The organism is Nonomuraea sp. NPDC049480 (assembly GCF_044465905.1).
Taxonomy (GTDB): Bacteria; Actinomycetota; Actinomycetes; order Streptosporangiales; family Streptosporangiaceae; genus Nonomuraea.
In genome coordinates this window covers 130,831-143,658 of record NZ_JBITMD010000015.1, presented here as the reverse complement: position 1 = coordinate 143,658, position 12,828 = coordinate 130,831, and the positions used below count along the sequence as shown (strand labels likewise).

12 protein-coding genes are annotated in these 12,828 nt (G+C 70.3%); 9 read left to right on the top strand and 3 right to left on the bottom strand.

The window, feature by feature from the left end; genetic code table 11:
* Nucleotides 1-23 precede the first annotated feature (23 nt).
* Entirely contained in the window at nucleotides 24-1,091 is a 1,068-nt protein-coding gene (locus tag ACIBX3_RS36110) for a glycoside hydrolase family 26 protein (RefSeq protein WP_397125007.1), read from the top strand.
* On the opposite strand, the gene ACIBX3_RS36105 is transcribed toward ACIBX3_RS36110, so the two are convergent.
* From ACIBX3_RS36105 to ACIBX3_RS36095, 3 genes are all read right to left on the bottom strand, one after another.
* The gene (locus tag ACIBX3_RS36105) at nucleotides 1,036-1,917 is read right to left on the bottom strand and encodes a sulfite exporter TauE/SafE family protein (protein WP_397125006.1); all 882 of its coding nucleotides are present in this window, start codon (nucleotides 1,915-1,917) and stop codon (nucleotides 1,036-1,038) included. The two genes, ACIBX3_RS36110 and ACIBX3_RS36105, sit on opposite strands and share 56 nt — an antisense overlap.
* Nucleotides 1,914-3,128: an adenylyl-sulfate kinase gene (gene cysC, locus ACIBX3_RS36100; protein WP_397125005.1), complete on the bottom strand. Its 1,215-nt coding sequence runs from the start codon at nucleotides 3,126-3,128 to the stop codon at nucleotides 1,914-1,916. Before cysC ends, ACIBX3_RS36105 begins: the two co-directional genes overlap by 4 nt.
* 71 nt (nucleotides 3,129-3,199) lie before the next feature.
* A complete protein-coding gene (locus ACIBX3_RS36095; protein ID WP_397125004.1) occupies nucleotides 3,200-3,919 on the bottom strand; it encodes a class I SAM-dependent methyltransferase in 720 nt (239 codons plus the stop codon).
* A 62-nt stretch (nucleotides 3,920-3,981) separates the two neighbouring features.
* Here ACIBX3_RS36095 and ACIBX3_RS36090 point away from each other — a divergent pair, with 62 nt between their 5' ends.
* The 8 genes from ACIBX3_RS36090 to ACIBX3_RS36055 all read left to right on the top strand — a co-directional run bounded on the left by ACIBX3_RS36090 (nucleotide 3,982) and on the right by ACIBX3_RS36055 (nucleotide 12,768).
* Nucleotides 3,982-4,344 (top strand): signal peptidase I, encoded by a 363-nt coding sequence (locus ACIBX3_RS36090; protein WP_397125003.1) that lies wholly within the window; start codon nucleotides 3,982-3,984, stop codon nucleotides 4,342-4,344.
* A gap of 94 nt (nucleotides 4,345-4,438) precedes the next feature.
* Nucleotides 4,439-7,927 carry a transcription-repair coupling factor gene (gene mfd / locus ACIBX3_RS36085; protein WP_397125002.1) on the top strand — a complete coding sequence of 1,163 codons (3,489 nt, stop codon included), beginning with the start codon at nucleotides 4,439-4,441 and terminating at the stop codon, nucleotides 7,925-7,927.
* A gap of 30 nt (nucleotides 7,928-7,957) precedes the next feature.
* Nucleotides 7,958-8,557 carry a hypothetical protein gene (locus ACIBX3_RS36080; protein ID WP_397125001.1) on the top strand — a complete coding sequence of 200 codons (600 nt, stop codon included), beginning with the start codon at nucleotides 7,958-7,960 and terminating at the stop codon, nucleotides 8,555-8,557.
* A 3-nt stretch (nucleotides 8,558-8,560) separates the two neighbouring features.
* Complete coding sequence (locus ACIBX3_RS36075) at nucleotides 8,561-9,487, top strand: MazG family protein (protein ID WP_397125000.1); 927 nt, start codon at nucleotides 8,561-8,563, stop codon at nucleotides 9,485-9,487.
* A 102-nt stretch (nucleotides 9,488-9,589) separates the two neighbouring features.
* Nucleotides 9,590-10,867, top strand: a complete 1,278-nt coding sequence (gene eno, locus ACIBX3_RS36070; protein WP_397124999.1) for a phosphopyruvate hydratase — start codon at nucleotides 9,590-9,592, stop codon at nucleotides 10,865-10,867.
* Between the two features lie 68 nt (nucleotides 10,868-10,935).
* A complete protein-coding gene (locus tag ACIBX3_RS36065) occupies nucleotides 10,936-11,352 on the top strand; it encodes a septum formation initiator family protein (protein WP_397124998.1) in 417 nt (138 codons plus the stop codon).
* The gene (locus ACIBX3_RS36060) at nucleotides 11,342-11,830 is read left to right on the top strand and encodes a DUF501 domain-containing protein (RefSeq protein ID WP_397124997.1); all 489 of its coding nucleotides are present in this window, start codon (nucleotides 11,342-11,344) and stop codon (nucleotides 11,828-11,830) included. The genes ACIBX3_RS36065 and ACIBX3_RS36060 overlap by 11 nt, the downstream gene beginning before the upstream one ends.
* Nucleotides 11,821-12,768, top strand: a complete 948-nt coding sequence (locus ACIBX3_RS36055; RefSeq protein ID WP_397124996.1) for an exopolyphosphatase — start codon at nucleotides 11,821-11,823, stop codon at nucleotides 12,766-12,768. Before ACIBX3_RS36060 ends, ACIBX3_RS36055 begins: the two co-directional genes overlap by 10 nt.
* Nucleotides 12,769-12,828 lie beyond the last annotated feature (60 nt).

The window sequence follows — 12,828 nt, the reverse complement described above, 5'->3', positions numbered from 1 at the left end:
TGCGACAAGGGGGTTGGACGGCTGTGCAGCTACGGGGAATTTCTCGCAAAACGACCGGACTGGTCGTGGTCGCGGCGCTGACCGCCTGCTCCGGCGCCGAGGAGTCCAGCGCGCGAGCGCCGGCCGGCACGCCCGTCAGCGAGATCGCGACGGCGCCGACATGTCCGGCCACCGCCAGGCTCATCCCCTCCTGCGGCGCCTGGTGGGGCCTGGCGCCCGAGGTCTTCACCGGCGCCCCCGTCGACCAGGCGCTGCACGGCGCGGAGGCACGCATGGGAGCCACCGCCGACGTGCTGCACGTCTACCACCGGGCCAGCGAGCTCTTCCCCACGCCCGCCGAGGTCAGATTGGCCAGGGATCCGGCGCGGCCGCGACTGCTCATGATCAACTGGAAGCCGTCGTTCGACCACACGTGGGCCGAGATCGCCGACGGGGCGCTGGACGCCAGGATCGACCGGCTGGCCGGCCACCTCAGGCGCACGTTCCCCGAGCGGTTCTTCCTCACCCTCCACCACGAGCCGGAGAACGACGTGGACGCCTCGTCCGGGTCGGGCATGCGGGCCGCCGACTACGCCGCGATGTACCGGCACGTCGTGCTCCGGCTGCGCGAGCGGGGCGTGAAGAACGCGGTCATGGTCATGACGTACATGGGGGCGCCCAACTGGGCCGCCAAGCCCTGGTTCGAGGAGCTCTACCCGGGTGACGACGTGGTGGACTGGGTGGCCATGGACCCGTACGCCGACGACCGGGTCCAGGACTTCGACGGGCTGGTGAACAAGACCCGCGAGGAGTACGCGCAGTGGCCGGGCTTCTACCGGTGGATGCAGCTACGCTTTCCCGGCAAGCCGGTCATGGTGGCCGAGTGGGGGGTGTTCGAGCGGCCGCACGACCCCGAGTTCAAGCGGAAGTTCTTCGAGTCGGTGCGCCGGCAGATCAGGAGCTATCCGCAGATCAAGGCCGTGTTGTACTTCGACTCGCCGCAGGCGCCGCGCGGCGACACCAGCTTCGACTCCAATGAGGGGGCGGACAGGGCGTTCAGCCGGCTCGCGCGAGATCCTTACTTTCGCTCGACCCGCGTCCCGAGACCCTGATACTGATACGCCAGCCCACGACGGTGACCACGACCGCGACGGCGAGCGCGCCGACGGTGAGCGTGTTGCTCGCGTCGAGCAGCTTGAGCGCGGAGGCGAGCAGCACGATCGCCAGCATGGCCCTGATCAGGCCGCCGGGGGCGCGTGAGGAGACCCTGGCGCCGAGGTAGACGCCCGGGATCGAGCCGATGAGCAGTGACACCGTGAGGTCGAGCTGGAAGTCGCCGAACAGCAGGTGACCGAGCGCGGCCGCGGCGACCAGCGGCACGGCCTGCACCAGGTCGGTGCCGACGAGCTGGTTGGCCTTGAGCGCCGGGTAGAGCACGAGCAGGGCCACAATGATCAGCGACCCCGAGCCGACCGAGGAGACGCCGACGACCAAACCGCCTACCATACCGACCAGTAGGGTCGGGATAGGGCGCACGACAATGTCATGGGTGCTCGACGATCCCTGTCTCCGGCCGAGCCAGGCCTTGATCACCATGCCCGCCACGGCCAGCAGCAGTGCCACGCCCAGGGCGTACTTGACCGCGTCGGTGACCGCGAACGCCCGCGCCAGGAACACCCCGCAGAACGCGGCCGGCACCGACCCCGCGCACAGCCAGGCCACCAGGCGCAGATTGACCGTGCCGCGGCGCAGGTGCACCACGCTCCCGACCGGCTTCATCACGGCCGAGGCGACCAGGTCGCTGGAGACCGCGGCCAGCGGCGGCACGTTGAAGAACAACATCATCATCGGCGTCATGAGGGCCCCGCCGCCCATGCCGGTCAGCCCGACCACGATGGCGACGAGGAAGGACCCACCGATCAGGGGGAAGTCGATCAACGGATCCAGCCTCCAGCCCGCAGCGTCTCCAGCACCCGGGAGACGGCCGCGTCGATCGTGATGTGCGTGGTGTCGATCACCAGGTCGGCGTCGTCCGGCTCCTCGTAGGGATCGGAGATACCGGTGAACTCGGGGATGAGCCCGGCACGGGCCTTGGCGTACAGGCCCTTGCGGTCGCGCCGCTCGCACTCCTCCAGGGGCGTCGCGACGTGCACGAGCAGGAAGTCGGCGCCGACCGCCTCGACCATCGCGCGGACCTCCGCGCGCGTGGCCGCGTAGGGGGCGATGGGGGCGCAGATGGCCAGCCCGCCGTGCCGCGCCACCTCGGCGGCCACGAACCCGATGCGGCGGATGTTGAGGTCGCGGTCGCTCTTGGAGAACGTCAGTCCCTTGGACAGCAGGTGGCGCACCACGTCGCCGTCGAGGTAGGTCACCGTGCGGCTGCCGAGCTCCAGCAGCGCGTCGCGCAGGCCGCGGGCGATGGTCGACTTGCCCGAGCCCGACAGGCCGGTGAAGAACACCACGAGCCCGCGCCGGTGCGGCGGGCCCGGGATGCTCACCGGCTCGGGTCCGGCCAGGTGCTCGGCCGTGCCGTAGGCGGTGGCGACGTGCTCGCGCAGCTCCAGGTCGATCTCGGGCTCGGCGCGCGGCGCCAGGGGCACGGAGACGACGATCGTGTCCTCGGGCAGCCGTTCCTTGGCGCGGAGCGCGGCGCGTACGACCGCGGGGCCGCCCTCGCCGTACGAGAGGGGGAGCAGCACGATCACCGCGTCGAGCTCTTTCGCGGTCTCGACGATCTCGGAGAGGTCGTCGAGGGGGCCGCGCATGGTGACGCCGAGCGCGGGACGCCCGCCGAGCTCCGCCTTCACCTCCGAGGGGGTACGCCGCAGGCGCGCGAACGGCCCGTGCTCCGGCGTGCCGAGCCCCTTGACGGGCCCCGAGGTCAGACCGTCGTCCTCCTGCGCGGTCACCGTGAGCGCGGCCAGCGGCAGGCCCTCCGGGTCCAGCAGGGTGACCTCGTCGCCGGGGGAGACCTCGACGGGCAGGTGGAGGGTGACGGGCGCGGGCCACGGGGTGCCGTCGGCGAGTGTGCCCCGCTCGTGCACCTCGTGGAGGTCGTCGTGGCCGAGGAACCCGGTCAGCGGCTCGAACGCCCCGGAGAGCAGCAGCTCGAGGTCGGCGAGTTCGTGCGGCTCGGGGGTCCACTCCACGGTTCTTTACATCCCAACTATTCCGATTGAATTGGTGGGAAAGGAGTCTACCGAGTGATACCGGCGTGTCGCTAGATGAGCCTGGCGAAGTGATGCTGCGGCTTTCTGATCACCATCGTGATCTCGTCGTGGGAGGCGGGGTAGCGGCCGCTGGTCAGCCTGGCGACCGCTTTGACCGCGGCGCGCGCGACGCCGCTCGCGCGCGCGGGGCCGCTGGAGTGCCGCTCGTCGTCGGTGATCATGAGGCCGCGGCTGAGGCAGAACGCGTGCATGCCGTCGCTCGACGTCAGCGGCTCGTAGACGGCCGGCAGCGGCCCCGGCGTGCCGGGGGTGACGAGCGGCCGCCACAACAGGCGGTGCAGCCACGACGGCGTGATCCGGTCCAGCAGGCCGTAGGCCGACCTGCGGTCGCGCATGCGCAGCAGCACCAGCCCGCCCGGGCGCAGGGACCGCAGGAGGCGGTCGAAGATGAGCTCGGCGTGCCTGACCCGCTCCAGCAGGAACGACAGCTGGATCACGTCGTAGGCCCTGGGCTTCAGCGGCACGCTGCGCAGGTCGCCCAGCGACCACGAGACCAGGTCGGCCCGCTCCTCCAGCACCGCTCTGATCGCGGGGTGGTCCTCGTCGACGCCGGTGGCCCTGGTCTCGATCCACTCCAACGCCAGCGGCTCGTCGTACGCGCAGCCGGCGACCAGCACGTCGAGCCGTCTGCCGAACTGTCCGGTCCAGTGCTCGCGGACCCGCTGATCGAAGAGATCGCCTCGCTGGATGATCGATCGCACCTCTGACATGTCACCTACAGTAGTCAATCGATCGGTATCAGTAAGGCATTTCCCTGCTAGCGTCCTGGCTTGTGAGCGATCGGATCTACGTGGGGAACGCGGGCGTGGACGCGCCGGGCGACCGGGGCTGGCTGCTCGGGCACTTCAAACCCCCGGGCGATCCGCGGCACAGCGACGACGTCGAGATCAAGTGGGGCGTGCACCCGCCAGGGGAGGAGCGGGCGCAGTGGGCCAGGGGTGAGACACGCACGGCTCTCCTCGTGCTCATCAGCGGCAGGTTCCGGGTGGAGCTGCCGGGCCGCAGCGTGCTGCTGTCGGAGCCGGGTGACTATGTGGTGTGGGGCAAGGGCGTCGACCATTCGTGGCGGGCGGAGGAGCAGTCCACGGTGCTCACCGTGCGCTGGCCGTCGGTGCCTGGCTACCACGTCGGCTGAGGCCGCGCGGCTAGTAGTCTGGTGAGGGACACCCCCGCGACCTGACACGGCCGGGGGTAATCGTGTTGCCGTCGTGGGGCTGTGGGCGTATCTGATGAGTCTTTCCGGACTGCTTGACCTTGTTCGCGCCGACCCGAAGCTGGCGGCCGCTCTCGAAGAGGGTGGCGACGTCGCGCTGATCGCGCCGTCCGCGCTGCGGCCGTTCGGCGTGGCCGCGCTGACCGCGCACGACCAGCGGACCGTGCTCGCGGTTACCGCGACGGGACGCGAGGCCGAAGACCTGGCCGCGGCGCTGACCAGCTTGATAGAGCCCGCTTCCGTGGCCGTGTTCCCCGCGTGGGAGACGCTGCCGCACGAGCGGCTCTCGCCGCGCAGCGACACCGTGGGGCAGCGGCTGGCCGTGCTCAGGAGGCTGGCGCACCCGGTCAAGGGCGACACCGCGGCCGGGCCGCTCAGCGTGGTCGTGACGCCGATCAGGGCGCTGCTGCAGCCGATCGTGAAGGGCCTGGGCGACCTGGAGCCGATCAGGCTGCGCGCGGGCGACGACGCCGACCTCGAGGACGTGGTGGACGCCCTCGTCACCAACGGCTACAACCGGGTCGACATGGTGGAGAAGCGCGGCGAGGTGGCCGTGCGCGGCGGGCTGCTGGACGTGTTCCCGCCGACCGAGGAGCACCCGCTGCGGCTGGAGTTCTGGGGCGACACGGTCGAGGAGATCCGCTGGTTCAAGGTGGCCGACCAGCGCTCCCTGGAGGCGGCGGAGGACGGGCTGTTCGCGCCGCCGTGCCGCGAGCTGCTGCTGACCGACGAGGTCAGGGTCAGGGCGCGGGAGCTGGCCGAGGAGCACCCGGCGCTGGCCGAGGTGCTCGACCAGCTCGCCGAGGGCTCACCCGTGGAGGGCATGGAGGCGTTCGCGCCCGTGCTGGCCGGGGAGATGGACCTGCTGATCGACCACCTGCCGATCAGGTCGGCCGTGTTCGTGTGTGACCCCGAGCGGATCAGGGGGCGGGCCGAGGAGCTCGTACGCACCTCGCAGGAGTTCCTGGAGGCCTCCTGGATCAACGCGGCGGCCGGCGGCGAGGCGCCGATCGACCTGGGCGCGGCCGCGTTCCGCACGCTGGAGGAGATCCGCGACCACGCCGACGCGCTGGGACAGCCGTGGTGGACGCTGGCGCCGTTCGGCGGCGGGGTGGAGCTGGACGCCCAGGACTCCGAGGCCTACCGCGGCGACACGGCCAAGGCGCTGGCCGACATCAAGGGCTGGCTGGCCGACGAGAAGGCGGTCGTGCTCCTCAGCGAGGGCCACGGTCCCGCCGAGCGCATGGTGGAGCTGCTCAAGGGCGTGGACGTGCCCGCCCGGCTGCAGAAATTTCTGGATAAAGCGCCCCAGCCGAAGGTCGTCCACGTCACGACCGGCCTGATCGAGCACGGCTTCATCACCCCCAACCTGGCCGTGCTCACCCACCTGGACCTGGTCGGGCAGAAGGCGTCCACCAAGGACATGCGGCGCCTGCCCTCGCGCCGCCGCAACATGGTCGACCCGCTCCAGCTCAAGCTCGGCGACCACGTGGTGCACGAGCAGCACGGCGTGGGCCGCTACGTCGAGATGGTGCAGCGCACGGTGCAGGGCGCGACCCGCGAATACCTCGTCATCGAGTACGCCAAGGGCGACCGCCTCTACGTCCCCACCGACCAGCTCGACGAGGTCACCCGCTACGTCGGCGGCGAGGCCCCCACGCTCAACCGCATGGGCGGCGCCGACTGGGCCAAGGCCAAGTCCCGGGCGAAGAAGGCGGTCAAGGAGATCGCCGGCGAGCTGATCAGGCTCTACTCGGCCCGCATGGCCTCCCCGGGGCACCCCTTCGGGGACGACACGCCGTGGCAGCGGGAAATGGAGGACGCCTTCCCTTACGCCGAGACCGGCGACCAGCTCGCCGCCATCGACGAGGTCAAGCGCGACATGGAGCGCGGCGTGCCGATGGACCGGCTGATCTGCGGTGACGTCGGCTACGGCAAGACCGAGATCGCGGTGCGGGCGGCGTTCAAGGCCGTGCAGGACGGCAAGCAGGTCGCGGTGCTGGTGCCGACGACGCTGCTGGTGCAGCAGCACATGTCGACGTTCACCGAGCGGTTCTCCAGCTTCCCCGTCACGCTCAAGCCGGTCTCCCGCTTCCAGACCGACGGCGAGGTCAAGGGCACCCTCGAAGGGCTCAGGTCGGGCGCGGTGGACGTGGTGATCGGCACGCACCGGCTGCTCAGCCCCGAGGTGCGCTTCAAGGACCTGGGGCTGATCGTCATCGACGAGGAGCAGCGGTTCGGCGTCGAGCACAAGGAGGCCATGAAGCACCTGCGCACGCAGGTGGACGTGCTCGCCATGTCGGCCACGCCGATCCCGCGCACGCTGGAGATGGGCCTGACCGGCATCCGCGAGATGTCCACGATCCTCACGCCGCCGGAGGAGCGGCACCCTATCCTCACGTTCGTGGGGCCGTACGAGGAGAAGCAGATCGGCGCCGCGATCAGGCGCGAGCTGATGCGCGACGGGCAGATCTTCTTCGTGCACAACCGGGTGGCCTCGATCAACCGGGTCGCCGCGCGGCTGCGCGAGCTGGTCCCGGAGGCGCGCATCGCGGTGGCGCACGGGCAGATGAACGAGCACCAGCTCGAGAAGATCATGGTGGGCTTCTGGGAGCGCGAGTACGACCTGCTCGTCTGCACCACGATCGTCGAGTCGGGCCTCGACGTCCCCAACGCCAACACGCTGATCGTGGACCGCGCCGACAACTACGGCCTGTCCCAGCTCCACCAGCTCAGAGGCCGGGTCGGGCGAGGCAGGGAGCGCGGTTACGCGTACTTCCTCTATCCGCCGGAGAAGCCGCTCACCGAGACCGCGCACGAGCGCCTGGCCACGATCTCGCAGCACACCGAGATGGGCGCGGGCATGTACGTCGCGATGAAGGACCTGGAGATCCGCGGCGCGGGCAACGTGCTCGGCGCCGAGCAGTCCGGATTCATCGCGGGCGTCGGCTTCGACCTGTACGTGCGGCTGATGGCCGAGGCCGTGCAGGAGCAGAAGGCCAAGCTCGACGGCCGCGAGGTGAAGGAGGAGCTGCACGACGTCAAGGTCGAGCTGCCGATCAACGCGCACATCCCGCACGACTACGTCACCTCCGAGCGGCTGCGCCTGGAGGCGTACAAGCGGATGGCGGCCATCGCCCAGGAGAGCGACATCGACGAGGTGCGCGCCGAGCTCATCGACCGCTACGGCAAGCCGCCGGTGGAGGTGAACAACCTTCTGGAGGTGGCCATGTTCCGGATCAAGGCCCGGCGGGCCGGGCTCACGGACGTCACGCTGCAGGGACAGAACATCAAGTTCGGCCCGGCCAGGCTGCGGGAATCGCAGCAGGTGCGGCTGGACCGGCTCTACAAGAAGGCCATTTACAAGCAGGCCGCGGAGACGCTGCTGGTGCCCGTCCCGAAGACGAAGCCGCTGGGCGGACAGCCGTTGCGCGATCTCGACCTGCTCAAATGGTGCGGCGACCTGGTCGAGGCACTGTTCCTCGAGCCCGCACGGGTAAGCTAGCGGCGGTTTTTCGGTCGGAAAGGGAAGCATGTGAAGTCGATAAGAGTGGCTGTGGCCGCTGCCGCGGTGGGCATCGCGCTGACCGCCTGCTCCTCGCCCATGCAGGCCGGAGCCGCGGCCCTGGTGGGGAACGAGCGCATCACGGTGAGCGAGGTCAACGCGGATTCGGAGGCGTACGTCGCGGCGCTGAAGAAGGCCAAGCTCAGCGAGAAGGACCTCGGCCTTCCGGTGAGCCACGTCATCCTGCAGCGCCTGATCAACGTCGCCGTCACCGAGCAGCTCATGGCGCGCCACAAGGTGCAGGCGAGCGACACGGAGATCGACGCCGTACTCAAGGACCCCGGACAATACCAATCCGCTGAGATCAACCTGCTGGCCGCCGGCGTGGCGCCGGCCGACGCGCGGGAGTACGGCCGGGCCATGGTCGGGCTGCAGAAGTTGCAGCAGCAGTTCGGCCAGAGCGGGCAGGAGCGGCTGGCCCAGGAGTTCGGCTCGATCAAGCCGGTGCTCAACCCCCGCTACGGCGCCTTCAACGCGCAGCGCTCGCAGGAGAACCCGGGGATCTTCGTGGACACCGGCAGGTTCGGCAAGCTCACCGTCCAGCCTGCGCAGCAGCAGCAGCAGGGCTAGCCCGTGCCGCTGATCCTCGTCACCACGTCGCCCAGGGTCGCGCCCGGGCTGCTCAGCCACCAGGCCTGGCAGATCCTGCGCTCCGGTCCCGTGCTGACCGGGGCGGCCGCGCACCCGCAGCTGCCCTATCTGGCCGAGGCCGGGATCGACGTCGAGGTCGTCGAGCCCGACCCGCGGGCGCTGGCCGCGCGGGCGGTCGCCGAGACCGTCGTCTGGCTCGCGGAGGACGACGAGGACTTCATGCGCGCCGTCGGGCACGCGGCGATCGCGCTCGACGAGCCGCCGCTGATCGAGGTCGTGCCCGGCTCGTACGACCTGCCGGGCGCGCGGGTGCTCGACCTGGTCGCGGTGATGGACCGGCTGCGTACGGAATGCCCGTGGGACCGCAAGCAGACCCACGAGACGCTGGTGCCGTACCTCCTCGAAGAGGCCTACGAGGTGCTGGAGACCATCGAGCAGGGCGACTACCCGGCCCTCCGGGAGGAGTTGGGCGACCTGCTGCTGCAGGTGGTCTTCCACGCCCGGGTGGCCGAGGGCTTCGACATGGACGACGTGGCGGCCGGGATCGTGGAGAAGCTGGTGCGCCGTCATCCCCACGTGTTCGGCTCGGTGCGGGCCGAGAGCGCCGACGAGGTCAACGACAACTGGGAGGCGATCAAGGCGGCCGAGCGGGCCTCCCAGGGACGCGAGTCGGCGCTCGACGGCGTCCCCCTGGGGCAGCCGGCGCTGTCGCTGGCCGCGCAGCTGCTGCGCCGGGCCGAGCGGGCAGGAGCCCCTGAGGCGTTGTCGGCCGGGGTCGGCCAAGGGGTGGCGAGGGAGCTGTTCGACCTGGTGCGCCGCGCCGCCGACGCGGGTCTCGACGCCGAAGCGGAGCTGCGGGCGGCTGCCCGCGCCTATCGGGACCGCGTACGCGCCTGGGAAACGCGGTAGTTCTCCGCGCGGCGCCGCCTGCGGGCTCCCGTGACGTCGTCACAGGGTGGGGGACCGATAGGCTCTGAAGGCATATTGCCTTTCGATTTAGGAGCGCATCCCGTGGCTACCATCGAGGTCGTTTACGCTCGCGAGATCCTCGACTCCCGGGGCAACCCGACGGTCGAGGTCGAGGTGGTGCTCGACGACGGCAGCACCGGCCGCGCGGCCGTGCCGAGCGGGGCTTCCACCGGCCAGTTCGAGGCGGTCGAGCTGCGTGACGGCGGTCAGCGTTACGGCGGCAAGGGCGTGGAGAAGGCCGTTCTCGCCGTGACCGACGAGATCTTCGAGGAGATCAGCGGCATCGAGGCCGAGGACCAGCGCATCATCGACCAGATCATGATCGATCTGGACCGCACGCCCAACAAGTCGAAGCTCGGCGCCAACGCCATCCTGGGCGTCTCGCTGGCCGTCGCCAAGGCCGCCGCCGACAGCGCCGATCTGCCGCTCTTCCGCTACCTCGGCGGCCCCAACGCGCACGTGCTGCCCGTCCCGATGATGAACATCCTCAACGGCGGCGCCCACGCCGACACCAACGTCGACATCCAGGAGTTCATGATCGCGCCGATCGGGGCGGAGACGTTCCGCGAGGCCGTGCGCATGGGGACCGAGGTCTACCACGCGCTCAAGAGCGTGCTCAAGGAGAAGGGCTACGCCACCGGCCTGGGCGACGAGGGCGGCTTCGCGCCCAACCTGCCGTCCAACCGCGACGCGCTCGACCTGATCCTGGTCGCGATCGAGCGGGCCGGCTACACGCCCGGCGAGGACATCGGGCTCGCGCTCGACGTGGCCGCCTCCGAGTTCCACAAGGACGGCGTCTACACGATCGACGGCAAGGGCCTGTCGGCGCAGGAGCTCATCGCCTTCTACGAGGACCTGGTCGCCAACTACCCGCTGGTCTCCATCGAGGACCCGCTCAACGAGGAGGACTGGGAGGGCTGGAAGGCCATCACCGTCTCGCTCGGCGACAAGGTGCAACTCGTCGGCGACGACCTGTTCGTCACCAACCCCGAGCGGCTGGAGCGCGGCATCAAGGACGGCGCGGCCAACGCGCTGCTGGTCAAGGTCAACCAGATCGGCACGCTGTCGGAGACGCTCGACGCCGTTGACCTGGCCCACCGCAGCGGCTACCGCTGCATGATGAGCCACCGCTCCGGCGAGACCGAGGACACGACGATCGCGGACCTCGCGGTGGCGGTCAACTGCGGCCAGATCAAGACGGGCGCGCCGGCCCGCTCGGACCGGGTGGCGAAGTACAACCAGTTGCTGCGCATCGAGGAGCTCCTCGACGACGCCGCCCGTTACGCGGGTCGCGCCGCTTTCCCGCGGTTCCGGCGCTAGTTTCGAGTACGGCTCGCGGCCCCCGCGAATGAACACAGCCGCGAGCCGTACGTCGAGGGGGTGCAGCATTGGCGAAGAGACCGCAGCTGACCGGCCGGGCCGCCATCCTGGCCGTCGTGGTGTGCGCGATCGCGATGAGCCTGGCCTACCCTGTGCGCGAGTACATCAGCCTGCGCCGCAGCATCTCCGAGCTGCGCGCGGAGAAGGCCAGGGTCGAGGCGGAGAAGCAGGCGCTGCTGGCGCGTGACCGGCAGAGCGACGATCCCAACTGGATCAAGAAGACGGCCAAGGAACGGCTGCATTACTGCGGTCCCGGCGAGAAGTGCTTTGTGGTGATGGAGCCCGGACAGGGCAAGGAACAGGCGACCGTGAAACAGCCCGCGGCGGTGCCCCCGTGGTACCAGACGCTCTGGGAGTCCGTGGAGGCCGCCGACCAGGGCACCGGGCGCCGGGCCGTCACCGGGAAGGAAAGTGGTGGACAGTAAAGACGTCGAGGTCGTGCGGCGGCAGCTCGGGCGGCCACCGAGAGGGCTGCGCGCGGTGGCGCACCGCTGCCCGTGCGGCAACCCCGACGTGGTGGAGACCGCGCCGCGGCTGCCCGACGGCTCGCCGTTCCCGACCCTCTACTACCTGACCTGTCCCAAGGCGGCCTCGGCCATCGGCACGCTGGAGGGCTCGGGCCTGATGCGGGAGATGCAGGCCAGGCTGGCCGCGGACCCCGAGCTGGCGGCCGCGTACCAGGCCGCGCACGACGACTACGTCGCCAGGCGCGACGAGGCGGCGCGGGAAGAGGGCCTCACACCGCTCCCGCGCGACATGCAGAGCACGGGCGGCATGCCGCGGCGGGTCAAGTGCCTGCACGCGCTCGTCGCGCACGAGCTGGCGGCGCCCGGGACCAACCCGTTCGGCAGGGAGGCGCTGGACGCCCTCCCCGACTGGTGGAGTGACGGACCATGCGTGTAGCCGCCGTCGACTGCGGCACCAACTCCGTACGCCTGCTCATCGCCGACGTCGGTGATGAGCTGATCGACGACGTCGACCGGCGGATGGAGATCGTCCGCCTGGGACAGGGCGTCGACAGGACCGGCAGGCTCGCCCCCGACGCGCTGGAGCGCACGTTCAAGGCCATGCGTGCCTACCGGGAGCTGATCGACCGGCACGGCGCCGTCGCGACCCGAGTGGTCGCCACGAGCGCGACCAGGGACGCGGCCAACCGGGAGGAGTTCGCGACCGGCGTGCGCGAGATCTTCGGCGTGGAGCCGGAGGTCGTGTCGGGAGCGGAGGAGGCCGAACTGTCGTTCGTCGGCGCCACCAAGGGCCTGCTCCGGCTGTCACCGGAGACCGAGGTGCCGCAGGGGCCGCTGCCCCCTTACCTGGTGGTGGACATCGGGGGCGGGTCCACGGAGTTCGTGGTCGGCTACGAGCACGCCGAGGCGGCGCTGTCGGTGGACATCGGCTGCGTACGCCTGACCGAGCGGCACCTTCGAGACGCCGGCGACCCGCCGTCCGCGCAGGCGCTGGAGGCCGTGGTGTCCGACATCGAGGCGGCGCTCGACCGGGTCGAGGCGGAGGTGCCGGTCGCCCGGGCGCACACGCTCGTGGGACTGGCGGGGTCGGTGACGACGGTCGCGGGCATGGCGCTCGGCCTGCCCGGCTACGATCCGGCGCGGATTCATCACTCTCGCATTTCGGCCGAGCAGGTCCATGAGGTGACGCGGCGGCTGCTCGCGATGACCCATGGTGAGCGCGCGGCCGTGCCGGTGATGCATCCGGGAAGAGTTGACGTGATAGGCGCGGGTGCGCTTATTCTTGACCGGATCGTCCGCCGTTTCGCGTTTTCGCAGGTAGTTGTCAGCGAACACGACATCCTCGACGGTATTGCCTGGTCCCTCACCCGATAGGTGTGGCGAAATCCGGACATTTCCGATCTACGAGCTGTGTTGAGTGTGCAATCATTATTG